Below are 22,568 nucleotides of genomic sequence, written 5' to 3' on the forward strand. Positions count from 1 at the left end.
GCTCAGTCTTCGGGTCGGTTGGCGACGATCACGGCTATCGGTGGGAGGACGGCGGCGACGCAGCTCATCCCGATCGCGACCGGGATCGAGAACAGGCGCACGACGAACCAAGCCAGGCCGATCAGGGTCAGACAGGTCCCCATCAGCCAGACGTAGGCCTTCACCCGCTTCTGTCGCTTCATCTGCGGTTCCTTCCACTACTTCGACCATACTCACGTCGCTGAAGTTCTGCTGAAGGTTGTGGCGGTTGGGATCGGCGCACAGCACCGTCGGGTGCGACGATGGGCGGATGGCGGCGAGGGTCCTGGTGGTCGAGGACGCGGAGGCGATCCGGACCGCGGTCGGGATCGCGCTGGAGGATGCCGGCTACCTGGTCCTGACGCGCCCCGACGGCGAGCTGCTCGAGCGTGATCTCGCCTCGTTCCGCCCGGATCTGGCGTTGCTGGACGTGATGCTGCCCGGCCGCGACGGTTTCGAACTGCTGGAGGTCGTACGGCGACTCTCAAGCGCCGGGATCGTCTTGCTGACCGCCCGGGACGCAGTAGAAGACCGCCTGCACGGCCTACGAACCGGCGCCGATGACTACGTCGTGAAGCCGTTCGTCCTCGCCGAGCTCATCGCCCGCGTCGAGGCCGTGCTCCGCCGCATGGGCCGCCTCCGAACCGTCCTCGAGATCGACGACCTCCAAATCGACGTGGAAGCGAACTCGGTAACCCGCGCCGGCCAACCGATCGACCTGACCGCCACCGAACTAAAGCTGCTGACCTTCCTGGCCGGCCGCCGAGACAAGGTAGTAGGCAAGGCCCAGATCCTCGCCGCCGTCTGGGGCTACGACGACTACGCCGCCAACCTCGTCGAAGTCCACGTCAGCGCCCTCCGCCGCAAACTGGAGACCACCGGCCCCCGCCTCCTCCATACCATCCGAGGCTCCGGCTACATCCTCCGAGCCACCCCTTCAAGCGAATCCCCATGACCCAACCCATCCCAGACCCACCAACCCCACCGCCAGGCGGGCTCCCACCCACCACGCCTTCCCTAACCCCAGCGACAGGCGGCCTGCGCACTGTCTCTCTCCGGCGGCGCGTCACCCTGATGGCACTGGTAGTCCTGCTCGTAGTACTCCCCATCACCGGCCTGGCCGTGAAAGCCATCTTCGACGCGCAAGCCGAGCGCAACCTCAACACCCTCCTGAACGGACGCGCACAACTCGCCCAACAACTCGCTCGCCAGAACGTCGCACCAGCCAACCTCGTCCGCAGGATCGACGCCGACGGCATCCGCGTCACCCTCACTCTGCGCACCGGTCAACAATTCGGCGCTCCTCCGGTCGAGCCCACCGGCAAGATCCGCGAAGTCCGCGCCACCCTGCAAGCCGGCCAACGCACCCGCGGCGCGACCCTCGTCCTCACCGCCGACACCTCACTCCTCGACGGCGCCAGCCGCACCCTCCGCCGAGTCCTCCTCATCTCCGGCGCCGCAGCCCTACTCATCACAGCCCTGGCCCTCATCCTCGGCATGCGGCTAGCCCTCGCCCCGCTGGACGCGATGACCTCACTCGCCCGATCGATCGCCGCCGGACGACGAGGCGGCCGCCTGCAACCCACCCGCACCGACACCGAACTCGGCCGAACAGCAGCCGCATTCGACGAGATGCTCGACTCACTCGAAGGCGCCGAACGCACCGCGCGCGGCTCCGAACAGCGAATGCGCCAGTTCGTCGCAGACGCCGCCCACGAGCTCCGTACGCCGGTAGCCGGCCTCCAAACCGCAGCAGAAACCCTGCTCCAGTTGACTCCTGACGCCCCCTCGCACCGCCGCGAGGAACTCGAACTCCTCCTCGTCCGCGAATCCCGCCGAGCCGGCACCCTGGTCGCGGACCTCCTCGAACTCGCCAGAATCGACGCCGGCCTGGAACTCCGCCGCCGCCCGGTCCACCTCCGCGCCCTGGCCACCACCCAACTGGACCGCCTGCGCCTGACCGCCCCCACCCTCACCATCAACTTCACCGGTCCCGACCTCTCGGTCTTTGCCGACCCCGACCGGCTGACCCAGATCCTCGCGAACCTCCTGGACAACGCCCGCCACGCCACCACCGGCCACGGCCAGATCGACATCCTCGTCAAACCCGCTCCCGACCTGATCGAGATAGTGGTCCAGGACAACGGACCCGGCGTCCCACCCCAAGCCAGGGAACGAATCTTCCAGCGCCTGGTCCACGGTGAGCGCAGCAAGGGCTCTGGCCTCGGCCTCCCGATCGCCAGAGGATTCGCCCGCGCCCACGGTGGCGACCTGGTCTGCATCGACCGCCCCGACGGTCGACCAGGTGCGGCCTTCCGTTTGACGTTGCCAGCAGCAACCACCCCGCTCAGACCTTGAGCAATCCCTCGACCTGCCCGTCGTACCCATCGAGCACCTGCCCGGCATCCGCGCCGAGCACATCCCGCAGTACCGTGCCGTAGACGTCGCGGAAGTCCGTCGTCGCCTTCAGATCGCCGTTGTCCAGATCCGTCAGGCTCGGCTGCTCCCCGAAGAACCCGCCCTTCACCTTGTCGCCGACGACGAAGAGCGGCCCGGCCGTCCCATGGTCCGTCCCGTCACTCCCGTTCGCATGCACGCGCCGCCCGAACTCGGAGTACACCAGTACGACGACCTGCCGGCCCCGATCGCTCTTCCGCATCCGCTGCACGAACGGCGCCAACGCCCCATCCAGCTCACCCAGCAACCGTTGCTGAGTGCCCCTTTCATCAGCATGCGTGTCGAACCCACCCAGCGACACGGAGTACGCCCGAGTCGGCACGCCCGCCTCGACCAGCCCAGCCACCAACTCCAACTGCGCACCCAACTGAGACCCACCGCCGGCGGAAGCACCCTTGGTCTTCTCGTCGTCCTCCTCGTCCTCGGTCTCCGCCTGATCGTGCACGGCACCACCAAGCACCCGAACCGCTTCCTGCAAGTCCTGTAGCGATTTCGCCGCCTGCGCCTGCCAATGCTCCTCACCAGAACTCGGCTTGCCCAACGCGGCGAACGCAGTACCGAGCTTCCCCTCGGGCAACTTCAGCCCACGAACCGGTAGTGACGCCGCCGCCGTCGTCGCCCCTGCTAACAACGGCGGCAGCGTCGGCTCCACCGACACCGCGTGCAGCGGATCCGCGCCGGTGGCGTCGAGCCAACGCCCCAGCCAGCCGGTCGGCACGGGCGTCTTCGGCGACGCGGTCTGCCAGATCGCCATCGACCGGAAGTGGCTGCGATCCGGATCCGGATAGCCCACCCCGCGCACGATCGCGAGCGACTTGTCGTCCCAGAACCCCTTCAGGCCCCTCAGTCCCGGGTTGAGCCCAAGCCCATCGCCGAGATCCAGCACCTCGTCCGACTGGTAGGCCAGCTCAGGCCGAGCCTTCTGGTACGCCGGATCACCGGCCGGGACCACCGTATTCAGGCCGTCGTTCCCGCCATACAGCGTCACCACCACCAGCACGGAATCCTCACTCTGCAAGGGATTCCGAACTGCGGCAGTCATCAGATCGGACCAGCTCACCTGGGTGGCGCCGACCGCGAGCGCACCCGCGGCCGTCACCCCGCTCATCGTCAGGAACCGGCGCCGGGTCACGTTGTCCATGATTCTCCTCAACCACTCACGACGTATTCGGGCGCACAGGCCGCGACAGCGACCAGTTGCGCGGGTTCGCTCACACCACTCAACGCAGCTCGAGTCCGGGCCGACCACTGATCGACCCCGAGCAGAGCCCGTACTCCGTCGACGCGCGCGCTGGACTTCTGCAACTGCCCGAGCTCGGCATTCCTTGCCAGCAAGAGCGCAAGCTGCAACCGGGTCACACCGGCCGAAGTCGTCAACCAGCTTCCGCCCGACGGCCAACCACCAACGCTCGGCGGCCGCAACGGCAACTGCCCCATCCCCCGCAACCCCGCGATGACCTTCATCCGGGTCTTGTCATCGAGCTTCGCCGGCCGGATTCCGAGCGCCCGCATCAGCCCGATCACCCATTCCACCGGCTGCTTCACCAACGCCGAAGCGCTGTCCCTGAAGGCAGGTTCCGCGGTGATCGCCTTGAGTACGGCGCCGACATCCCGGCGTACCCCGTAAGCCGTCACGAGACGATCCATCGTCGCGGCCGGCGGCGGCGTCGCGGAAACGAGGCGGAACCAGATCCGCCCGATCACGAACGGAGCCGACTCGGGCTTGGCAAGCGCCAGGTCGACGAAACCTTTCGCATCGAAGTTCCCGGTCTTCCCCAGCATCGTCTTCGGCTCCGAATCGTGCCTGCCCGGGACGAATCGCGTTTGTGTCGACGTACGGCGAATCGTCCACCCGGTCAGCGCGCGAGCGCCTTCGAAGACATCGGTCTCGACGTAGTGCCCGATCCCGAGCGTGAAGAGTTCGAGGAACTCGCGCGCCAGGTTCTCGTTCGGCGAACCCTCGCGATTGTCGTTCCCGTCCAGCCACCGGATCAGCGCCGCATCCACGACGAGCGCCTGGGCGAGATCGCCGAAACTGCCACGAGCGAACTTCCGGAACGTCTGGTTCTGAGCCAGCATCAACTGCGGGCTCCGCACCTTCTGCTCACTGGTCGCGAAGTGCCCATGCCAGAACCACGTCATCCGCTCGGTCGCGGCCCCCGCCGGCCCACCGACTGCGCCGCCACTCGCAACCATCCGATCGAGCCACCACGCCGTGATCTTCGCCTCTTGGGCAACCCGCGCCTTGTTCGCCGCCTTCTTGGCTTCCTTGTCCCGCTTCTCCCCCTTGGCCGGCTTCTCGACCGGCGCCGGCGGGGTCAGCGCGGGCGGTGGCGCACCAGTGTCGGCGTACGGCGCCAGCAGCCGCCCGACCGTCGCGTCATACCCAGCCCCCGCGTCACCCGGCCCCAGCCCGAACCCCAGCCGGTCATGCAATCGCCGCACAGCGGCCCGCTCAGCTATCTCACCCATGCTTCGATCCTGGCCAGGTCTGCCCCACCAGACCAGCGTCCACCCGCGATCTTCAGCCAACCCACAGCCGGCCGGCCTGGATTCAGACCTTGGCGGGGAGAGCCAGCTTGGCGAGGGCTTTGACGAGGGGGGAGAGCTCGGGGAGTTCCGCGGCCTTGTCGAGCGCGCCGGTCAGCACTGCGTCGTGAGTGGGCTGCGCCTGGTCGAGAAGGTCGCGGCCGGCCTGGGTGACCTCGGTGTAGATACCTCGGCGGTCGGTCGGGCAGAGGTAGCGCTCGAGGAGCTTGCGGTCTTCCAGGCGGTTGACCAGGCGGGTCGTCGCGGACTGGCTGAGCACCACCGCGTTCGACAGCTGGTTCATTCGCAGGTGGTAGTCGTCCTGGCGGGCGAGCACGTCGAGGACGCTGTACTCACTCACCGAGAGCCCGTGCTGCTTCTGCAGTGCGCGCTCCAGCTCGTCCTCGATCCGGGCGTGCAGAGCCGCGAGCGTCCGCCATCCCTGGGCACGCGCCTCGGCGGCGTCATCCGCTAGTCCCACAGCTCCTCCTCGGGCCCGCACTTGAACAACACCGTTGCATCAGGCAGTATGACGCTTATGCAATAGCCCGCGTGTGCAACTATCGCGGACGCCGGTAACAGTCACAAGACTACATTCGAGGAGAGAAGAAGCCATGCCTGCCGCGTTGCTTGCGCTGGCCATCGGCGCCTTCGGGATCGGCACCACCGAATTCGTCATCATGGGCCTGCTGCCCGAGGTCGCCACCGACTTCGGCGTCAGCATCCCGTCGGCCGGCCTGCTGATCTCCGGCTATGCCCTCGGCGTCGTGGTCGGCGCCCCACTGCTCACCGCGATCGGCTCGAAGATCTCCCGCAAGACGGTGCTGATCGCCTTGATGGGCGTCTTCATCGTCGGCAACCTGATCTCGGCGCTCGCTCCGTCGTACGGCGTACTGATGACCGGCCGGATCGTCGCTGCCCTGTCCCACGGAGCGTTCTTCGGCGTCGGCTCGGTGGTCGCGGCATCGCTGGTGCCGAAGGCGAAGCAGGCCAGCGCGATCGCGTTGATGTTCACCGGCCTGACGGTGGCCAACGTGCTCGGCGTACCGGGTGGCACCGCCCTCGGTCAGCACTTCGGCTGGCGTTCCACCTTCTGGGCCGTCACCGTGCTGGGCGTGATCGGTCTGATCGGCATCGTCGCGCTGATTCCGAAGCAGACCGTGACCGAAGGTCCTGGCCTGCGCAGCGAACTGGCCGTGTTCCGCAACCTGCAGGTCTGGCTCGCGCTGGCGATGACCGCTCTCGGCTTCGCCGGAGTGTTCGCGTCGTTCACCTACATCGCGCCGATGATGACCGAGGTGGCCGGCTTCGCCACCGGCACAGTCACCTGGCTGCTCGTGTTGTTCGGCGCCGGCCTGGTGGTCGGGAACCTGCTCGGCGGCAAGGCGGCCGACCGATCGCTGATGCCGAGTCTCTACGTGATCCTCGCGCTGCTGTCCGCAGTACTGGTGATGTTCGTCTTCACCGCACATGCACAGTTGCCGTCGGCAATCACGATCGCGCTGTTCGGAGCGGCTGGGTTCGCCACCGTGGCACCCCTGCAGAAGCGGGTGATGGACAAGGCGAAGGGCGCTCCGGCGCTCGCGTCCGCCGCGAACATCGCCGCCTTCAACCTAGGCAACGCGGGCGGCGCGTACCTCGGCGGCCTGACCATCGAACACGGCCTCGGCTACACCGCCCCCAACTGGGTCGGCGCCGCACTGGCCGCATCCGGCCTGGCCGTGGCACTCATCTCGGGCCTGCTCGACCGACGCAACCGCACAGCAGCGGAGCCCACCGCAGTACTCACCACTGTCTAAAGGCGCAACACTGGCCCCTCACCCGCGACGTTGAGTCACGGCACAGGACTGCGCCGTCACCGATGTGCCCAATCAATCGCTTGCGCTACCCACCGTGTTCGGACAACTCTTCTCCGCATAGGGCCGCTCCGCCCATTCGCGGCCCGAGACGAACCCGGAGTGTGAGGCATGACAGGAAAGCTCAAGTTCGCCCGTGCGGCTCTCATCGCGGCTGCGGTCGCCGTGGCGTCGGCCGGCGCGGTCGGTACCGCCCAGGCGCGGACAGCTCCGCCGAAGACCGACATCGTCGGCGGCTCGCTGGCGAGTACCGCGCAGGCGCCCTGGGCGATCGCCCTGAACAACAACCACTCGCCGGTGCCGAGCGGCCAGTACTGCGGTGCCACGCTGGTCAAGGCGAACAAGATCGTCACCGCCGCCCACTGCGTCACCGAGTCGCGCAGCTCCTACACCGCCATCCAGGGCCGTGACAGCCTGTCGAGCACGGCCGGCAAGACCTCGAAGATCTCCAAGATCTGGAAGGACCCTCAGTACGGCCGGGTCGCCGGTCACGACGTCGCGGTGATGACGCTGACCACGCCGTTCACCGGCGTCGCCACTCTGCCGCTGGAGACCAGCCGCTCAGCGGACGCTGTCGGTGCCCAGTCGACCGTTTACGGCTGGGGCGACACCGAGCAGACCGGCCCGGCGGACCGCTTCCAGAAGGTTCTCGTGCCGGTCCTCGGCGACGCGTACTGCGGGGACGTCTACGCGAGCGACGGCTACGTGGCCAACGGCGAGATCTGCGCCGGCTACAAGGAGGGCGGCAAAGACTCCTGCCAGGGCGACTCCGGCGGCCCGCTGGTCCTGAACGGCCGCCTGTTCGGCGTCGTCTCGTGGGGCATCGGCTGCGCGGACGCCGGCAACCCCGGTGTGTACGCCGAGGTCGCGACCTACGCCACTGCGCTGACGACCCAGATCAACAACTAGCTCCTCCCCCCACACGAATGGCCGGTCCCACGGGGACCGGCCATTCGGTTTGCCTGAGGTCTCGCCTGGAACGTCGTATTAGGTTCTGGGACGGCGTTTTAGCTAGGATTCGGCGCATGGCGCGCGAGGCGGATGCGAAGACGGTGCTCGGGTCCGTGTGGTTGCGCGCGGAGCCTGGCGAGACGCGGGCGCCGCTGAGTCGCGAGGACATCGTCGAGGCCACGATCGAGATGCTCGACCGGGACGGCCTGGAGAAACTCTCGATGCGGCGGCTTGCCGCTGAGCTCGGTACGGCGGCGACGTCGGCCCTCTATTGGCGAGTGGCGAACAAGAACGACCTGCTCGAACTGGTTGTGGACACCGTGCTCGGTGAAGCATTGGTGCCGGCCGACGACGGCGACTGGCGTGATCGGCTGACGGTGCTCGCGCGAGCTGCGTACGACGTACTCGGGCAGCACGCGTGGGCGCCCCAACTGCTCGCGAGTCACGCGGGGCTCGGCCCGAACTACCAGGCGTACGCCGAGCGCGTGCTCACGATCCTGAGCGCGGCTGGGTTCAAAGGTGTCCACTTGGATGCCGCGGTCTCAGCCGTCTTCCACTACGTGGTCGGGGCGGCCGTCACGGACGCGGCCCTGGTCCGCGACCGTCCAGCGGAGCGGGATGACTGAACAGCAATGGGCCGACTCCGCGGGCGACCAGCTGGGTGTGGGCGCCGCAACCCTCGCGGCCTACCTCAACCGCGAGGACCTGGCCGGCCCCCAAGCCCGCTTCGACGCCGGCCTCCGCGCCATCCTGATAGGCCTCCGCCCCCGCCAACTCCGTTAGCCGCCACCCCAGCCGTGCTGGCCGAAGGCTGGTGTGGCCGGACCGCCAACACTCATCAAACGGCGGAGCTTGGGGTTGGCTGAGCGTGGTGGAGCTGGCTTGGGGCGGTGAAGGCGAGGTCGGTGAGTGTTGGCGGTCCGGGGTCGATCGGTTCGGCCCGCGGGTTAGAGGTCGGCGAAGGCTGAGGTTGGGGACTCGAAGGCATCGGCGACGAAGCGGAGGAAGCCCGCGGCTACACCGCCGTCGCAGACCCGGTGGTCGAAGACGAGTGACAGCTGGGTGAGCTTGCGGATCGCCAGTTCGCCGTCCACCACCCACGGGCGGTCGATGATCCGGCCGACGCCGAGGATCGCCACCTGCGGGTGATTGATGATCGCCACGCTGCCGTCGACCCCGAAGCTCCCGTAGTTGTTCAGCGTGAACGTCCCGCAGGACAACTCCCGTGTCGTCAACCGCCCATCCCGCGCGGACGCGGTCAGCCGGCGGATCTCGGCATCCAGCCCGCGGCTCGTCAGCGCATGCGCGTTGGCAACCGCCGGTACGACGAGGCCGCGCTCGGTCTGTGCCGCCAACCCAAGATTGATCCCGTCGTACTGGACCAGCTCCTCGCGCTCGGTGTCGACGAACCCGTTCAGCTCCGGGTACTTCTGCAGCCCAGCCACGACGAACCGCGCCATCAACGCGAGCAGCCCCGGCCCCGGATCGGTTGCCGTCCGCAACGACTCTCGCAACTCGACCAGCGCCGTCGCATCCACGTCCACCCAGGTGGTCGCCTCCGGGATCTCCGCCCGGCTCCGACTCAACGTCGCCGCAACCGCCTTCCGGAACCCACTCATCCCCGTACGCCGCAACTCCGGTAGTCCGGTCCGCCCCGCCGCCAGGTCTCCCGCCGCAACAACCGACACACTTTCCGTCGTTGCCGGCCCGCTCTCGGCTGTCGCCGTCCGGGTTTCCGGCGTTGCCGCCCAGCTCTCGGCTGTCGCCGTCCGGGTTTCCGGCGTTGCCGCCCAGCTCTCGGCTGTCGCCGTCCGGGTTTCCGGCGTTGCCGGGCCGTTTTCCGCAGTTGCCGCCCGGTTTTCCGGCGTCGACGCGGCGATCGCTGCGTCCACGTCCCGGCGAGTGATCACTCCGCCGGCACCGGACCCGTTCACCATCCGCAGATCGACCTGCGCATCGCGCGCCAGCCGCCGCACCAGCGGTGAAATCACCAACGGCACCCGCAGCCCAGCTGCACGCGGAGCCTCCGCGTCACCCGCGGCAGCAGCGGCAGCAGCGGCAGCAGCGAGGTCTCGGCTGCCGGCGCCGGGAGACGCAAACGTTTTCCGGCGGCGACGGCGGCCGGTTGTCTGACCTTCTGGAGTGCCGTAGCCGATCAGGACGTTGCCGGAACCGGCCTTCTCTTCCTCGCGGTAGGTCTCGGCGGCTGGGACCACCACACCGATGGTGATCAGCGGCTTGCCGACGTCGATCGTGCTACCCGCGTCGCCGTGCAGTTCGGCGACCACCCCGGCGTACGGCGATGGCACCTCCACGATCGACTTGGCCGTCTCGACCTCCGCGACCGGCGCGTCGACAGCGACCACGTCGCCGACCGCGACCAGCCAGCGAACGACCTCCGCCTCGGTCAGCCCTTCACCGAGGTCAGGCAGCAGGAACGTCTGCGTGGTCACGAGTCCTCCCACTGCAGATCGTCGACCGCGTCGAGGATGCGATCGACACCCGGCAGGTAGTGGCGCTCCAGCTTCGGCGGCGGGTAAGGAATGTCGAACCCGGTGACCCGTCGGATCGGCGCCGCCAGCGAGTGGAAGCACCGCTCGGTCACCCGCGCCACGATCTCCGACGAAACACTCGCGAACCCGCTCGCCTCGGCAACGACAACAGCCCGGCCCGTACTACGAACAGCCGCGCAAACCGTCTCGTCGTCGAACGGCACGATCGACCGCAGATCGACGACCTGGAGCTGCCGTCCATCTGCAGCCGCGACCTCGGCCGCTTCCAGCGCGATCGGCACCGCCGGCCCGTACGCGATCAGAGTCGCGTCGCTGCCTTCCCGGCGTACGACGGCGGTCCCGATCCCAGGCTGCTCGACCGACAGATCGACCTCGTCCTTCGCCCAGTAGAGCTTCTTCGGCTCCATGAAGATCACCGGGTCGGGGTGCTCGATCGCCTTGCGCAGCAGGGTGTACGCGTCGGCGACAGTGGCCGGCGCGACCACGGTCAAACCGGGAGTGTGCGCGTAGTAGCTCTCGGACGAGTCGCAGTGGTGCTCGACGCCGCCGATGCCACCGGCGTACGGCATGCGAATCACCATCGGCAGCGAGACCCGGCCGCGGGTGCGGTTCCGCATCTTGGCGACATGCGACACGACCTGCTCGAACGCCGGATACCCGAACGCGTCGAACTGCATCTCGACGACCGGACGCATCCCGTTCATCGCCAGCCCGACCGCCATCCCGACGATGCCGGATTCGGCCAACGGGGTGTCGAAGCAACGATCCTCGCCGAACTCGGCGGTCAGCCCGTCGGTGATCCGGAAGACCCCGCCGAGCGCGCCGACGTCCTCACCGAACATCAGTACGGTGTCGTCGGCCTTCATCGCGTCCCGCAGCGCCTGGTTGAGCGCCTGCCCCATCGTGAGCTTCACGTGCGTCATGGTCAGGCTTCCTCTCGCGCTAGCTCGTCGCGCAGGAACGCGGCCTGTTCCTTCAATTGCGGAGTCTGCCCGGCGTACAGATGCTCGAACAGCTCCGCGGGATCCGGGTGGACCTCTTCCATCAACCCGATCCGGAGCGCCTCGGCCGCCTCGTCCGCAGCCGCCGCGACCTCGCTCTTACGTGCATCGTCGAGGAGACCGCGCTCGACCAGGTACCCCTCGAGCCGCTTCAGCGGGTCCCGCTCGAGCCAGGGCGCAACCTCGGCGTCGTTGCGATAGCGAGTGGCATCGTCCGCGTTCGTGTGGGCCTGCACGCGATACGTGTGCGCCTCGATCAGCTGCGGGCCCTCACCGGCCCGCGCTTTCTCAACAGCCTGTCCGAGTACTGCGAGCAGGCCGGCCAGGTCGTTGCCATCGGCCCGTTCTCCCGGGATGCCGTACCCAATGCCCTTGTGCGCAAGGGATGGGGCGATCGTCTGGCGGGCAAGCGGCACAGAGATCGCGTACTCGTTGTTCTGGATGAAGAACACCACCGGCGCCTTGAACACAGCCGCGAAGTTGAGCGCTTCGTGGAAATCGCCCTCGCTGGTCGCGCCGTCACCGCACAACGCCATCACGACGGTGTCCTCGCCCTTGAGCCTCGCGGCGTGCGCGACTCCGACAGCGTGGATCAGCTGGGTCGCGAGCGGGGTGGCCTGCGGGGCGACGTGCCGCTCGTACGGGTCGTAGCCGGAGTGCCAGTCACCGCGCAGCAGCGTCAGCGTCTCGATCGGGTCGACCCCGCGGCTGATGATCGACACCGTGTCGCGGTACGTCGGGAAGAGCCAGTCCTGGTCGCGCAGCACCATCGTGGCCGCGACCTGACATGCCTCCTGCCCGTGCGACGACGGGTAGACCGCGAGCCGGCCCTGGCGGACAAGCGCGCCGGCCTGGTCGTTGATCCGGCGACCCTTGACCAACTGCGCGTAACCGTCGACCAGTGTCTGCTCAGCGGGCAGCTCGTACTGCGAATGGTCGTGCGGTACGCCGTGTTCATCGATCAGCTGGACCGGTTCGGCGGAGGGGAGCAAGCGCTCTTCGACGGTGGTCATCGACGTCCTCGCTTCGCTCCGGGCGCCGATGAGGCGCGGAGTGGACTGTGCTCGACGATGAACTCGCTTCGCTCGTTCATGGACCCTCCTGCGCAGGAGACGGACGGATGGCTCATCGTCGTACTTCTGGCCAAATGGATCCATAGCTGGAAAAATCACGAGATGTTCGGTCACTTCGAGGCAGTTTGAGGAGCATTTTGTCCGACAAGGCATCACCCGCGTCCGCCGAGGCTGGACAGATGGCCGCTCCCGCCACGCCCGAGGCCGACCACCACTTCGTCGCGCCGGCCCTGGACGAGATCGACAGGCAGCTCGTCGAGGCGCTCGGGCGGGACGGGCGGAGGTCGATCCGGGCACTTGCCGAGCAGGTTCACATCTCTCGCGCGAACGCCTACGCCCGGGTCGAGCGCCTCACCCAGACCGGCGTGATCACGGGATTCACGGCGACGGTCGACCCGTTGAAGCTCGGGCTGGCCACCTCGGCGTACGTGACTCTCAGTCTCCGCCAAAGCTCCTGGCGCACGCTCCGCGCCCAACTCCAGGCCATCCCCGAGGTCAAGCACATGGCGCTCGTCGGCGGCGATTTCGACGCCATCCTGCTGGTCCGCGCCGCCGACAACGAGGGCCTCCGCCGGGTCGTCCTCGAAAAACTCCAGGCCATCCCCGAAGTCCTCGCCACTCGTACGGCGCTCATCTTCGAAGACCTCGCCTCACTCTGACTCCCTGCTGCCCTACGCTGCCGGAATGCGCCCGTCCCGGCTCCTGCTCGCAGCAGCGCTCATCTGTTCACTGCTGACCGGCTGCAGTCCGGGCCAATCCGGCCAGATCGGCCTGACCGTCGACGACTCAGGCGCGACGATCGTCGTACTGCGCGACTGCAAGGGCGACATCGACGAACTCAAACTCTTGGACGTCGGCCGGACCGAAAGCACCGGAGACGACACCGTCCTGGCCGAATGGTCCAACAAGAAGTCTCCCAAGGGGATCGTCCAGTTCCCGTTGGCCGACGGCGCCGGCCGCTGGAAACCGAACCAGCCCATCGCGGCCTTCGACGTCACCAAGCGCTATTCGCTCCAAGGCCGCAAGGACAACGACACCAGCAAAGCCATCGGCATCACCTTCACCCCGACCATGCTCGGGGGTGTCACCGCCGGCATGATCCTCCGATCAAAACAAGGCCTCGATCCCTACGCCACCGAAGCCGTATCCCTGGCCGACTTCACGCCTGAGGACTGCGGCTGACCGGCTGACCGGCTGACGATTCGTACTACGCGCCGCGGCGGCGGTGGCGGTCGGCGTACGAGCGGAGCGCCCGGAGGAAGTCGACCTCGCGGAAGGCGGGCCAGTAGGCCTCGCAGAAGTAGAGCTCGGAGTAGGCGCTCTGCCAGAGGAGGAAGTTCGACATCCGCTGCTCGCCGCTGGTGCGGATGATCAGGTCGGGATCCGGCTGGCCGACTGTGTAGAGGTGCTTGGTGATGTCGTCGGCGTTGAGGGTCTCGGCCAGGCTGTCCAGGTCGTTCCCGGCGTCGGCCTCGGATTCGAGCAGCGAGCGGACCGCCTCGACGACTTCCTGCCGGCCGCCGTACCCGATCGCCAGCGTGATGTGGTTCCCAGTCGCGCAGTCCTTCGTGGCCTCGACGGCGTTCTTCAGCGCGTGCGCCGTACTGTCCGGCAGCAGGTCCAGCAGGCCCGCGATATGGACCTGCCAGCGACCGCCAGGCTGCGAGAGGCGGCTCGCGACGATCTCCTCGGTGACCTCCATCAGGTACGCGACCTCGGCGTCGCCGCGCTTGACCAGGTTCTCGGTGGAGCAGAGGAAGACGGTCACGTGGTTCACCCCGGCGGTCTCGCACCAGCCGAGCACCTTCTCCACATGCAGCGCGCCGTACCGATGGCCGACGCTCGGATTCGCGTGTCCCTTGCCGCGCGCCCAGCGCCGGTTGCCGTCCATCACGATCCCGATGTGTTCCGGCAGCGGCCGCCCCTTCAGCTGGGTCCGAACTCGGCGCGCGTACAAGGCATAAACGAGATCCTTGAAAGACATCCCCGTAACCTACTCACCCATCACTAATCAGCGCATCCTGATGACCACGTCTTAACCTGCGCCGGCAACTAGGCCGGTCTCGCGGAGGATCCTGCGGACCGTTTCGTCGAGGGTGCTGGTCTCGTCGATGATCACTTCCCCGGGCCGGCCGAGCGGATCGTGCCCGCGGTACCACTCCCGCATCGCGGCGGCATCGAACGCACTCGCCTTCGTCCGCGTCGCATGCCGCCGTACGGTCTCGTCGAAGGAGACATCCAGGAAGTAGACGAACGCGCGATGCCGATCAACCAACTCGCCGAGCATCTTGCCGTACCGGATCGTCGGCATGATCCCCTCGACAACGGTGTGGAACCCCCGACTCATCGCAAGCTCCGCCAACTGCCCGATCGCCGCGATGTTCGCCCCGTCCGGCTCGTCGAACTCCTGAAACATCATCCGCCGCACATGATCCTGCTCGATCCACGCCACCCCCCGCCCGTACGCCGCCCTGACCCCCTCCACCACAGAACTCTTCCCAGCCCCTGAAGGCCCCCTGACCACAATCAACCGCGGATCCACCCCCGCAGACTAACCGGCGTACTACGTGCGGTGGCGGGCTGCTCGTTGGCGGCGGAACCAGATGAAGAGGGCTACGCAGGGGATGAGGAGGCCGCCGATGCCGAGGACGAAGAAGTCCCATTCCTTGTTGACATGGTCGACGAGCCAGCCGAAGTTCTGGCCGAAGAAGCCGGTGACGAAGGTGAGGGGGAGGAAGACGGTCGCGAGGATCGTCAGTTGCTCGATGGTCGCGTTCTGCTGGACGCTCACCTTGGTCTGTTCGACCGAGATCACCGCCATGTTCGCCTCCAGCACGGTCGTGAGCAGGTCGCGTTGGGCGGCGACCTCCTCGTTCACCAGCACCAGGTGGTCGCGGACGTCGCGGAAGTACGGCAGCAGACCGGTGTTGCGCGCACCGCGTTCGAGAGTCGCCAGTACTGCGAGGAGCGGGTGCACCGCGCGGTAGAAGTCGGTCACCTCGCGGCGCAGGAAGTAGATCCGCTCGGTCGGCGCGACGGATCCCGCGAACACCGTCTTCTCGACCTCCTCGATATCGCGCTCCAACTCGGCGACGACCGGGCCGTAGGTGTCGACCACCTGGTCGAGGATCGCCCAGAGCACCGAGTTCGTGCCGTTCTCCAGCAGCTCGGACCGTTGCTCGAGCCGGGTCCGGGCGCCGTGCAACTCGCTCGCGACGCCTTGCCGGACGGTGATCACGAAGGCCGGCCCGACGAACACGCTCACTTCGCCGAAATCGACCTCCTCCCGCTCGTCGTCGTACCGGGCGGTGCGCAGGATGACGAGCCGGATGTCGCCCTCGTACGGTTCGACCTTCGGCCGCAGGTGGAACGTCTGCGCGTCCTCGACGGCGAGTTCGTGCAGGCCGAAGGACTCGCTGGCCTGATCGAGTTCCTCGGTGGTCGGGTCGAACAGCCCGAGCCAGACGAAGCCGCCCTCCCGGCAGCGCTCGGCGGCATCCTCGATCGACATCGCCCCGACATGCTGGCGACGCCCGTCCCGGTAGTACGCGCAGTCGATGATCATGGCCGGCTCCTCACAAGTGCGCCGTGTCGGAAGTTCCGTTGCGCTATCGGCGCACTTTGTTCCCCTCCGATGGTGCGGCCGGTACTGCGGATCGCGGTACCCCCGCGGCGCGACGTACTGGCAACACCACCCCCCGATCCTGATCTGCCAGGCGGATGGGAAATAGGGTTGATCGGGCGCTGTGTTGATGAACATTTGGCTGTGATGACCTTCAGAGGAGATCCGATGGCGCTGCCCACCGTTTTGATGCCTGGTCCGATGAACCGCTCGGTGCCGGACGGGCTGGACGGCCGGTTCGAGGTGATCCGGCTCTGGGAGGCGGCCGACTCGGGCGCCGTCCTGGCCGAGCGCGGCAAGGACATCGTTGCTGTCGCCAACGCGGGTACGACGATCGACGGCGCGTTCCTCGACCGGTTGCCGGCGCTGCAGCTGGTGGCGAGCTTCGGGGTCGGGTACGACAAGATCGACGCGAAGGCGGCGGCGGACCGTGGCGTCGTGGTGACGAACACCCCTGGCGTACTCGATGACGAGGTCGCCGACACCGCTCTCGGCCTGCTGTTGATGACCGTTCGCGAACTCCCCCAGGCGGAGCGGTATCTGCGCGCTGGGCAGTGGCAGGAGCGGCCGTATCCGCTGACGCCGTCGACGCTGAGCGGTCGCACGATGGGCATCATCGGGCTCGGGCGGATCGGCGAGGCGATCGCCAAGCGGGCCTCGGCATTCGGCGTCTCCGTTGCCTATCACAACCGCCATGCGAAAGATGTTGCCTACCGCTACTATCCAACGCTGCTCGAACTGGCGCAGGACGTCGACATCCTTATGATTGTGGTCCCGGGCGGCGATGACACCCGGCATCTGGTGAACGCCGACGTACTGGCTGCGCTCGGTCCCGAAGGCATCCTGATCAACGTGGCCCGCGGATCCGTGGTCGACGAGGTAGCGCTGGTGGATGCCCTTCGTGCCAAGACGATCCTCGGTGCCGGGCTGGACGTCTTCGAGCACGAGCCGGCTGTGCACCCCGGTCTGCTGGAGGTGGACAATGCCGTACTGCTCCCCCACGTCGGCTCCGGAAGCGTCCCGACCCGAGACGCGATGGGCGGTCTCGTCGTCGCGAACCTGGTCAGCTGGTTCGACCACGGCGTACCGGTGACCCCTGTCCCGGAGTCAGCCAACCTGGTACGACGTGAGGATGGCTGACCAAGACGACGTACGCCGACTCGCACTCGCGCTGCCCGAGGTCACGGAATCCGCCGATCGCTTCGCCTTCTCGGTCCCGAACAAGGGCAAGGACAAAGGGTTCGCCTGGACCTGGAACGAGCGCGTCGACCCGAAGAAGCCCAAGGTCCCGAACCCCGAGGTGCTCGCGGTCCCGGTCGCCGGCGAGGCCGCCAAACAAGAACTCCTCGCGGCCGATCCGGCCAAGTTCTTCACCGAACCCCACTACAACGGCTTCCCCGCGATCCTGGTCCGCCTGCCGGCCATCGACCCCACCGAACTAGCAGAACTCCTCACCGAGGCCTGGCGCTGTCAAGCCCCCAAACCCCTGACCAAGCAGTACGAGGCAGACCACTGACGCATCCCTCCGCATGGCGCGTATCAACCCGGAGGCGAGGCGAAGCTCTCGACTGACCAGGCTGCGCCCTCCTTGCGGAGGTCCGACGGGAGGGTCGGGATCGGCCAGCTGCCATCGGGGCGCCAGGTGATCCACCTCGGGTTGAAGGGGCCTTCGGCGAGTTCGAGTTGGCGTAGTACGCGGGCTGCTTCTTGATCCACGTCAACCCGTACGTCGAGGATGCCTCGGTGGATGGCCTCGTCGTAGTCGTCCTGGTCTTTGAGTTTCGGGCTGCCGGTGGGGTCGATGAGCAGGTCCAGGATGAGATCCATCGTCTGGAGACCGTACGGCGTTTCGACGTACGGGGTCTCGAAGTTGACGTACCACCCGAGGAAGTTCCAGTCAGGCTGGGACCAGCCGACATTGATGCTCGTGGACGAACCGCGGGTGTAGAAGGTCAGGGTCGCGAGATCCAGCGGCGCCTCGATGACGTTGTAGACAAGGGTTTCCATCGCGACGAGCTTGCGCTCCGAGCGGGAGAGATCATCCCGACCGGGTACGCCGCGGCTGGTCGCGTAGACGCCGACAGCGCCGGCCGGCGCGAACGTGATCCAGTGGTCGCTCGATCTCTCCACCACCAACTGCGGAACGGCACTCCACAAACGCCCGCGCCACACCTCGGTGACGGCGACCGACTCCGGCCAGCTTCTCGTAGTACCCGCGCAGGTCATCGCCGTCGTCCCCGCTGAGGCTCACCGACATCGTGGTCCCCGGCTTGAACTCCATCTCCGCCGGCGTGTCCGAGCCCATCAGCGTGAACCCGTTCGGCGCCTCCAGGCTGGCGTGCATGATCTTGTCGGCATCCGGCGTCTCGGACGCGCCGAACTCGCCGAAGGTGTTCATCGCCAGCTCGCCGCCGAACACGCCTTGGTAGAACTCGAACGCCTCCCGCGCGTTGCCGTTGTAGCTGATGTACGGATTCAGTCGTGACGCCATCAGAAAGCTCCTTGCCCGAGTCAATTGTTCCCCTTGGCTCGCACAGTAGACCCACCCACGGACAATCCGCGACACCCTGACTCCGCAGCGAAAATATGGGTCGAACAAGGCGTACGACGGCGTTAGAGTCGGCCATGATCTTTCGTCATCTGACCATCGACTGCGCGAATCCCTACGAGCTGGCGACCTTCTGGAGCGAGGTCACCGGCTGGCCCGTCTCCGCCTCGGATTCGCCCGCCGACGACGAGGTACTCATCGAGGCACCGAGCCCGTTGCCCGGGTTCCTGTTCATCCGCGTGCCCGAGCCCAAGACGGTCAAGAATCGCCTGCACGTCGACTGGGTGCCGACCCAACGCACCCGCGACGAGGAGGTCGAGCGCCTACTCGCCCTCGGCGCCCGTCTCCACGAAGACCACCGGTCTCCCGAGGGCCCGGGCTGGGTCACGCTCACCGACGTCGAGGGCAACGAGTTCTGCATCGAGAGAAGCCAGGCGGAAAGGGACGCCGGCTGACACGCCTTCAGGCTGGAACGTGCCGGGCGGCGTCCGCCAGTTCGGTCATGCTGTGGACGATCGCGTCGGCATCGGCCAGTTCGAGTCCGCGCTTCGGGTTCTTCGCGAGACCGATCGCCGCCAGTCCGGCACGATGTGCGAACTCGATGTCGGTCACCGCATCGCCCACCATGCATGCTCGCGTCTAGCGGTTCGGTCAGAGCCGTTGCCTGGGACCACCGGACCCGCCAGCCGGACGTCGGCGGTGTGCAGCTTGTCGGCGGTCGCGACATCGGCCGCCACGAGTGACCGGAGCCGCGTCCGCTCCAACTCGGCCAACTCATCCGCGAGCGCCGCCGTACCGGAGTTCGAAGTCTCACCCATGCCACCGACCCTACGAGACGACTTCAGCAGACCTCCCCGTCCGGCAATCATCGCCCATGGTCCTGGGCCTGGTGATGCGTCATGCTCGGTGCATGTGGTGGCGTCGGCGGCGGAAGCGCGGTGAGTCGGAGGAATCGGCCTCGCGAGGTAGCGAGGAATCGAACTGGCGTGCGCCGCGGCCGCCGGCAGAGGTCAAGGATCTGCGGGCGCGGCTGACCTCCGAGGGGCACAACCTCAAGCACTGAGGCGGTTTGCCGGTGCGGCCTGGTTTTGTCGGTGAGCCTGGTTTTGCCGGTGAGCCTGGTTTTGTCGGTGGGGGCTGGGAGCCTCTTCGCATGGATGATGGCGAGCTGGTCGACGTTGGGGACGTCACGCTGTTCGTGCGCGAACTCGGGGAGCGTAGCGAGCGGCCTTCGCTGGTGGTGATCCATGGTGGGCCGGATGTCGGGCATGGCTATCTCCTGCCCGGCTTCGAGCCGCTGGCGCGCGATCACCACATCGTGTTGTTCGACTTCCGCGGGTGTGGGAGGAGCACCCGCGGGCTTCCGGACGACGCGCTGCAGCCGGAGTACGTCGTGGAGGATGCTCATCGGCTGATCGACAAACTCGGCCTTGGTGAGGTCGATCTGCTCGGGTTCTCGACCGGTGGTCGGGCTGCGATGCAGTTCCTGGAGAAGCATCCTGACCAGGTACGACGGCTCGTGCTCGCGTCGACCACGGCGTACACGGACTTCGAGCCACAACTGGCGAGCTGGGACGAATACCAGCGGCGACGGCAGGCTGGCGAGAGCGTCTCCGTGTGGGATTTGGAGCTCGCGCCGGCGTACGACGTACTGCGGGCCGGGCTTGGTACGGACAAAGGCGATTGGAGCTATGAGAGAGCGATCAGCGGCGCCATGCATCCGTGGGCTCCGGCCGATCCCGAGCGCGTACTACGGGACGCAGGCAAGCCGATCCTGATTCTGCACGGCGAGCAGGACATGGGATTCCCCGTGGAGGTGGCGCATCGCCTCCACTCCGCAGTACCGGGTAGTGAACTGGCCATCATCCCCTCAGCCGGGCATATGTGCCACTTCGAGAAGGCCGAGCTGTGGTCGGGGCAGATCCGGAGATTTCTCGACGCACCGCTCGCGAATCGTTCTGGCGATTGGCATCCTGGTGCGATGGAGACCGTCTATGAGGCCGCGGGTGGTAGCGAGGGCATGGTCCGGCTGGCCGAGGCGTGGCATTCGCGGGTGATGGCCGACGAGGTGGTCAGCCACGCGTTCAGCCATGGGTTTCACCCTCAACACAGCGAGCGGCTGGCGGCGTACTGGGCCGAGGCGCTGGGCGGGCCGACCACCTACTCATCGGACTTCGGCGACGAGTCGACCGTTGTACGGACCCATTCCGGCAACGGGCCGCATCACGAGATGGATCGTCGCGCGATCGCCTGTTTCGATCAGGCTCTCGACGACGTCGGGCTGACGGATCCGCTCCGGCAGGTGTTGCACGACTACTTCGCCTGGGCGACCACGACGAGCATGACGCAGTACACCGGGACCAAGAGCGACGTCCCCGACGGCCTCAGCATCCCACGCTGGTCTTGGGAGGGCCTAGTTCCTGCTGCGAGCTAGAGGCTGAAGGCGATCGACCGCAGGATCAGTACGGCGATGAACACCACGGTGAACGCGATATCGAACGACAGCCCACCAGCATTCATGGGCCGTAGCCGTCGCCGTACAGGCGCAATCACCGGCTCCGTCCCCGCATGAGCGAACGCCCGCGCCCGACTGACCCACGGCGGACCTTGAGCCACCACGCGCCCCCAGTCCAACACCATCCGCGCAAGCAACAACAAAATGAACAGCGACAACGCGTATCCGACCAGAGTTCCGATAACACTCATGCCCGACTCCTTCACAACGACCGTCTTACAAGTGTGAACGACCTCCCCACCCCGAAAATGTCCCCAAACCCAACTTCTTAGCCGACTTTCAGGCCCCTCGGCCTTCCTCGTCAGCCGCAACTGTCTCTGTAGGGTCCTGAAGATGGCCGTCAGAGTTGAAGTACTGGATCAAGTCACCGACGAGGTTGTGGAGGCCTTTGGGCGGTTGTTGCCGCAGTTGTCTCGATCGGCTCCGGCGCTCGATGCGGCTGCGCTGCAGGAGCTGGTGTCGTACGAGACCAACACGGTGCTGATCGCGCGTGGCGCTGACGGAATCGTCGGCACGTTGACGCTGGTGATGTTTCCGATCCCGTCCGGTCTGCGGGCCTGGATCGAAGACGTTGTTGTGGATGAGAGCGCACGTGGTGAGGGCGTTGGTGCCGCGCTGACCGAGGAGGCGCTCCGACTGGCGCGAGCGGGCGGTGCTCGGACCGTGGATCTGACCTCGCGACCTGAGCGCGGCGCCGCCAACCGCTTGTACCAACGCCTGGGTTTCCAGCTCCGCGAGTCGCAGGTCTATCGCTTCCCCTTCGAATGACCGTGCGAGCATCGTTGCCATGGGCACTGGTGCATGTCTGATCCTTCTGGCACTGGCGGCGATCATCAGCGCCCAACTGCTCATGATGATGGACCGCCGCACATCCTTGACGAAGCGACTCAGAGACCGTAATCGGCCTCGCCCCGGGATTCCTGAGTTGGACCGCCGCGGCAATCTGGGCGCACAGAGACCCCAACCAACCACCCGCCCGGCACCGCGAAGGACCCACGAGTTAGGCACGACAGACTCGAAATGTCGGAGCCGTTTGCCACACTCTGGATGTGACTTACGTTCGGTACCAGAGCCCGACTCCCAACTCCCGAGGCGCCTTTACCGGCATCTTCGGCCTGGTCAATAATCTCGCGCGCGACGGTCTGCTGACTCCGGCCGAGGAAGGCTTCCGTCGTACCAACAACGACTGGTATGACGCGTCGTACACCGACCCGACGACGGTGGACCCGACCGTCTACGACCGCGCCATCAACCCCCTCGCCGCCTCCTGGTTCCGATCGGGCGCCGCCGACTGGCTCCTCGCGCCCCTACCCGGCTATCTACAAATCCTCCACACTCACCAAGTGGCTTGCGTCGAGGTCCGCTCCCCCGACCCCGGCCGCATCATCTACTCCGACGATCACCAGATAGTCGTCGTCCCACATCGCGACTTCCGGCAAGATGGCTGACATCACCGACGACCCGCACATCCTCGGCCTCGACGCC

29 protein-coding genes are annotated in these 22,568 nt (G+C 67.0%); 14 read left to right on the forward strand and 15 right to left on the reverse strand.

All coding sequences use genetic code 11. The annotated features are described in order from the left end of the window. Positions 1-2: 2 nt before the first annotated feature. Positions 3-182 carry a DUF3099 domain-containing protein gene (locus tag F1D05_RS17595; RefSeq protein ID WP_185448667.1) on the reverse strand — a complete coding sequence of 60 codons (180 nt, stop codon included), beginning with the start codon at positions 180-182 and terminating at the stop codon, positions 3-5. Positions 183-289: 107 nt separating this feature from the next. Here F1D05_RS17595 and F1D05_RS17600 point away from each other — a divergent pair, with 107 nt between their 5' ends. Both F1D05_RS17600 and F1D05_RS17605 read left to right on the forward strand, forming a co-directional pair. Then, the gene (locus tag F1D05_RS17600) at positions 290-973 is read left to right on the forward strand and encodes a response regulator transcription factor (protein WP_185448668.1); all 684 of its coding nucleotides are present in this window, start codon (positions 290-292) and stop codon (positions 971-973) included. 119 nt (positions 974-1,092) lie between these two features. Beyond that, positions 1,093-2,376: a HAMP domain-containing sensor histidine kinase gene (locus F1D05_RS17605; protein ID WP_246486783.1), complete on the forward strand. Its 1,284-nt coding sequence runs from the start codon at positions 1,093-1,095 to the stop codon at positions 2,374-2,376. On the opposite strand, the gene F1D05_RS17610 is transcribed toward F1D05_RS17605, so the two are convergent. The 3 genes from F1D05_RS17610 to F1D05_RS17620 all read right to left on the reverse strand — a co-directional run bounded on the left by F1D05_RS17610 (position 2,366) and on the right by F1D05_RS17620 (position 5,485). Next, a complete protein-coding gene (locus F1D05_RS17610; RefSeq protein ID WP_185448670.1) occupies positions 2,366-3,616 on the reverse strand; it encodes a DUF1501 domain-containing protein in 1,251 nt (416 codons plus the stop codon). The genes F1D05_RS17605 and F1D05_RS17610 overlap by 11 nt on opposite strands. Positions 3,617-3,624: 8 nt before the next feature. Then, on the reverse strand, positions 3,625-4,947 hold the full coding sequence (locus F1D05_RS17615) for a DUF1800 domain-containing protein (RefSeq protein WP_185448671.1): 1,323 nt from the start codon (positions 4,945-4,947) through the stop codon (positions 3,625-3,627). An 82-nt stretch (positions 4,948-5,029) separates the two neighbouring features. Beyond that, entirely contained in the window at positions 5,030-5,485 is a 456-nt protein-coding gene (locus F1D05_RS17620) for a MarR family winged helix-turn-helix transcriptional regulator (protein ID WP_185448672.1), read from the reverse strand. Positions 5,486-5,618: 133 nt separating this feature from the next. Here F1D05_RS17620 and F1D05_RS17625 point away from each other — a divergent pair, with 133 nt between their 5' ends. From F1D05_RS17625 to F1D05_RS40395, 4 genes are all read left to right on the forward strand, one after another. Further along, positions 5,619-6,803 carry an MFS transporter gene (locus F1D05_RS17625; protein WP_185448673.1) on the forward strand — a complete coding sequence of 395 codons (1,185 nt, stop codon included), beginning with the start codon at positions 5,619-5,621 and terminating at the stop codon, positions 6,801-6,803. A 168-nt stretch (positions 6,804-6,971) separates the two neighbouring features. Continuing rightward, a complete protein-coding gene (locus tag F1D05_RS17630) occupies positions 6,972-7,769 on the forward strand; it encodes a S1 family peptidase (RefSeq protein WP_185448674.1) in 798 nt (265 codons plus the stop codon). A gap of 116 nt (positions 7,770-7,885) precedes the next feature. Beyond that, complete coding sequence (locus F1D05_RS17635) at positions 7,886-8,437, forward strand: TetR/AcrR family transcriptional regulator C-terminal domain-containing protein (protein ID WP_246486784.1); 552 nt, start codon at positions 7,886-7,888, stop codon at positions 8,435-8,437. Further along, complete coding sequence (locus F1D05_RS40395) at positions 8,430-8,594, forward strand: hypothetical protein (RefSeq protein WP_246486785.1); 165 nt, start codon at positions 8,430-8,432, stop codon at positions 8,592-8,594. The genes F1D05_RS17635 and F1D05_RS40395 overlap by 8 nt, the downstream gene beginning before the upstream one ends. Before the next feature lie 164 nt (positions 8,595-8,758). Here F1D05_RS40395 and F1D05_RS17640 read toward each other — a convergent pair whose 3' ends face one another. From F1D05_RS17640 to F1D05_RS17650, 3 genes are read right to left on the reverse strand one after another with little or no spacing between them, the layout of a single operon-like run. Beyond that, the gene (locus tag F1D05_RS17640; protein ID WP_185448675.1) at positions 8,759-10,264 is read right to left on the reverse strand and encodes a dihydrolipoamide acetyltransferase family protein; all 1,506 of its coding nucleotides are present in this window, start codon (positions 10,262-10,264) and stop codon (positions 8,759-8,761) included. After that, a complete protein-coding gene (locus F1D05_RS17645; protein ID WP_185448676.1) occupies positions 10,261-11,247 on the reverse strand; it encodes an alpha-ketoacid dehydrogenase subunit beta in 987 nt (328 codons plus the stop codon). The genes F1D05_RS17640 and F1D05_RS17645 overlap by 4 nt, the downstream gene beginning before the upstream one ends. 2 nt (positions 11,248-11,249) lie before the next feature. Further along, the gene (locus tag F1D05_RS17650; protein ID WP_185448677.1) at positions 11,250-12,338 is read right to left on the reverse strand and encodes a thiamine pyrophosphate-dependent enzyme; all 1,089 of its coding nucleotides are present in this window, start codon (positions 12,336-12,338) and stop codon (positions 11,250-11,252) included. Between the two features lie 239 nt (positions 12,339-12,577). Here F1D05_RS17650 and F1D05_RS17655 point away from each other — a divergent pair, with 239 nt between their 5' ends. Both F1D05_RS17655 and F1D05_RS17660 read left to right on the forward strand, forming a co-directional pair. Further along, positions 12,578-13,057 (forward strand): Lrp/AsnC family transcriptional regulator, encoded by a 480-nt coding sequence (locus tag F1D05_RS17655; protein WP_185448678.1) that lies wholly within the window; start codon positions 12,578-12,580, stop codon positions 13,055-13,057. 25 nt (positions 13,058-13,082) lie between these two features. Then, the gene (locus F1D05_RS17660; RefSeq protein WP_185448679.1) at positions 13,083-13,580 is read left to right on the forward strand and encodes a hypothetical protein; all 498 of its coding nucleotides are present in this window, start codon (positions 13,083-13,085) and stop codon (positions 13,578-13,580) included. Between the two features lie 25 nt (positions 13,581-13,605). On the opposite strand, the gene uppS is transcribed toward F1D05_RS17660, so the two are convergent. Genes uppS through F1D05_RS17675 form a run of 3 tightly spaced genes read right to left on the reverse strand, consistent with a single transcriptional unit; the run spans position 13,606 to position 15,963 of the window. After that, a complete protein-coding gene (gene uppS, locus F1D05_RS17665) occupies positions 13,606-14,382 on the reverse strand; it encodes a polyprenyl diphosphate synthase (RefSeq protein WP_185448680.1) in 777 nt (258 codons plus the stop codon). A 51-nt stretch (positions 14,383-14,433) separates the two neighbouring features. Continuing rightward, positions 14,434-14,940 (reverse strand): AAA family ATPase, encoded by a 507-nt coding sequence (locus tag F1D05_RS17670; RefSeq protein WP_206686248.1) that lies wholly within the window; start codon positions 14,938-14,940, stop codon positions 14,434-14,436. Positions 14,941-14,961: 21 nt separating this feature from the next. Further along, positions 14,962-15,963, reverse strand: a complete 1,002-nt coding sequence (locus F1D05_RS17675; protein WP_185448681.1) for a magnesium and cobalt transport protein CorA — start codon at positions 15,961-15,963, stop codon at positions 14,962-14,964. 225 nt (positions 15,964-16,188) lie between these two features. On the opposite strand from F1D05_RS17675, the gene F1D05_RS17680 reads away from it, so the two are divergent. Next, positions 16,189-17,160, forward strand: coding sequence for a 2-hydroxyacid dehydrogenase (locus F1D05_RS17680; RefSeq protein ID WP_185448682.1), 972 nt, complete (start codon positions 16,189-16,191; stop codon positions 17,158-17,160). After that, positions 17,153-17,536 carry an MmcQ/YjbR family DNA-binding protein gene (locus tag F1D05_RS17685; RefSeq protein WP_185448683.1) on the forward strand — a complete coding sequence of 128 codons (384 nt, stop codon included), beginning with the start codon at positions 17,153-17,155 and terminating at the stop codon, positions 17,534-17,536. Before F1D05_RS17680 ends, F1D05_RS17685 begins: the two co-directional genes overlap by 8 nt. Before the next feature lie 23 nt (positions 17,537-17,559). On the opposite strand, the gene F1D05_RS17690 is transcribed toward F1D05_RS17685, so the two are convergent. Beyond that, positions 17,560-18,027 (reverse strand): DUF402 domain-containing protein, encoded by a 468-nt coding sequence (locus tag F1D05_RS17690; RefSeq protein ID WP_185448684.1) that lies wholly within the window; start codon positions 18,025-18,027, stop codon positions 17,560-17,562. A 31-nt stretch (positions 18,028-18,058) separates the two neighbouring features. Next, positions 18,059-18,511 (reverse strand): VOC family protein, encoded by a 453-nt coding sequence (locus tag F1D05_RS17695; protein ID WP_185448685.1) that lies wholly within the window; start codon positions 18,509-18,511, stop codon positions 18,059-18,061. 134 nt (positions 18,512-18,645) lie between these two features. Between F1D05_RS17695 and F1D05_RS17700 the strand changes: the two genes are divergently transcribed. Beyond that, on the forward strand, positions 18,646-19,023 hold the full coding sequence (locus tag F1D05_RS17700) for a VOC family protein (RefSeq protein WP_185448686.1): 378 nt from the start codon (positions 18,646-18,648) through the stop codon (positions 19,021-19,023). Between the two features lie 7 nt (positions 19,024-19,030). On the opposite strand, the gene F1D05_RS17705 is transcribed toward F1D05_RS17700, so the two are convergent. Next, a complete protein-coding gene (locus F1D05_RS17705; RefSeq protein WP_185448687.1) occupies positions 19,031-19,180 on the reverse strand; it encodes a hypothetical protein in 150 nt (49 codons plus the stop codon). Further along, positions 19,177-19,386 (reverse strand): hypothetical protein, encoded by a 210-nt coding sequence (locus F1D05_RS17710; RefSeq protein ID WP_185448688.1) that lies wholly within the window; start codon positions 19,384-19,386, stop codon positions 19,177-19,179. The genes F1D05_RS17705 and F1D05_RS17710 overlap by 4 nt, the downstream gene beginning before the upstream one ends. 335 nt (positions 19,387-19,721) lie before the next feature. On the opposite strand from F1D05_RS17710, the gene F1D05_RS17715 reads away from it, so the two are divergent. Continuing rightward, positions 19,722-21,002: an alpha/beta fold hydrolase gene (locus F1D05_RS17715; protein ID WP_185448689.1), complete on the forward strand. Its 1,281-nt coding sequence runs from the start codon at positions 19,722-19,724 to the stop codon at positions 21,000-21,002. Here the strand turns inward: F1D05_RS17715 and F1D05_RS17720 are convergent. Then, positions 20,999-21,274, reverse strand: a complete 276-nt coding sequence (locus F1D05_RS17720; protein WP_185448690.1) for a YggT family protein — start codon at positions 21,272-21,274, stop codon at positions 20,999-21,001. The genes F1D05_RS17715 and F1D05_RS17720 overlap by 4 nt on opposite strands. 142 nt (positions 21,275-21,416) lie before the next feature. Between F1D05_RS17720 and F1D05_RS17725 the strand changes: the two genes are divergently transcribed. Together F1D05_RS17725 and F1D05_RS17730 are read left to right on the forward strand one after the other, a co-directional pair. Further along, entirely contained in the window at positions 21,417-21,851 is a 435-nt protein-coding gene (locus tag F1D05_RS17725; RefSeq protein ID WP_185448691.1) for a GNAT family N-acetyltransferase, read from the forward strand. A gap of 281 nt (positions 21,852-22,132) precedes the next feature. Beyond that, on the forward strand, positions 22,133-22,531 hold the full coding sequence (locus tag F1D05_RS17730; protein WP_206686249.1) for a hypothetical protein: 399 nt from the start codon (positions 22,133-22,135) through the stop codon (positions 22,529-22,531). The last annotated feature ends 37 nt before the right edge of the window (positions 22,532-22,568 follow it).

The sequence above is a fragment of the Kribbella qitaiheensis genome, assembly GCF_014217565.1.
In the GTDB taxonomy this organism is placed as follows: Bacteria; Actinomycetota; Actinomycetes; order Propionibacteriales; family Kribbellaceae; genus Kribbella; species Kribbella qitaiheensis_A.